The 982-nt window shown below is 64.6% G+C and carries 1 protein-coding gene; it reads right to left on the bottom strand.

Features of this window, described 5'->3' with window-relative positions:
• The coding region (locus tag Raf01_RS49115; protein WP_203925075.1) for an AMP-binding protein at positions 1 to 982 on the bottom strand (982 nt) is incomplete at both ends.

Consider the following 982-nt stretch of genomic DNA (forward strand, 5'->3'; position numbering starts at 1 on the left):
AACACTTCTCCTGCGTGCCGCCACAGCTTCCTCGTCGATGACGAAGAGTGTGGTGTGCACGGTCGTCTCCGTGATCCCGTACATGTTCACCAGCCGAGGCGCGTCGTACTCCCGGCGCTGGTACCAACTGTTGAGCCGCCCGAAGTCCAACGCCTCGCCGCCGAAGATGACCAGCCGCAGTGCAGTGGGCCGTTGCCCCTCCGGCAACTCTCGGTCTGCCTGCTCGAGTTGGTAGAAGGCCGCGGGTGTCTGGTTAAGGACGGTGACCCTCTCGGCGACCAGCAACCTGGCGAATTCGACCGGCGAGCGCACGACCTCCACCGAGGGAACAATGAGTCTGCCGCCGAACGCCAGTGCCCCCCACACCTCCCAAACCGAGAAGTCAAAGGCATACGAGTGGTAGAGAGTCCAGGCGTCGTCGGCAGTGAAGAGAAACGCATCTTCGGTTGATTGCAAGAGACTGACGACGCTGCGGTGCTCGATGACCGCGCCTTTGGGTTGGCCGGTCGAGCCGGAGGTGTAGATGATGTAGGCCGGGTGTGCCGGTAGGAGGGGGCTGGTGCGGTCGGTGTCGGTGATTGGGGCTTCCGAGTACGCGTCGAGCAGTGTCTGAACGTCGGGGTCGTCCAGCAGCATGATGGTGGTTTCGTGTGGTGGTAGGCCCGCGGCGGTGTCGGTCGTGGTCAGCAGTGCGACTGGTGTGGCGTCGGTGAGCATGAACGCGATCCGTTGGGCTGGGTAGTCTGGGTCGATTGGTAGGTAGGCCCCACCTGCGGTCATCACCGCCAACACCGCGGTGACCAGGTCCACCGACCGGGGCAGGGCCAAGGCGACGACTGACTCCGGTCCCACCCCAGCCTCGACCAACAGCCTCGCCAGCTGGTTAACCCGACCAGCCAACTGCCGATACGAGACCCGCTGATCCCCGCAGATCACCGCGAGCGCCTCCGGCGAGGCCACCACCTGCCGCTCGAACAACTCC

The organism is Rugosimonospora africana, assembly GCF_016862975.1.
Taxonomy (GTDB): Bacteria; Actinomycetota; Actinomycetes; order Mycobacteriales; family Micromonosporaceae; genus Rugosimonospora; species Rugosimonospora africana.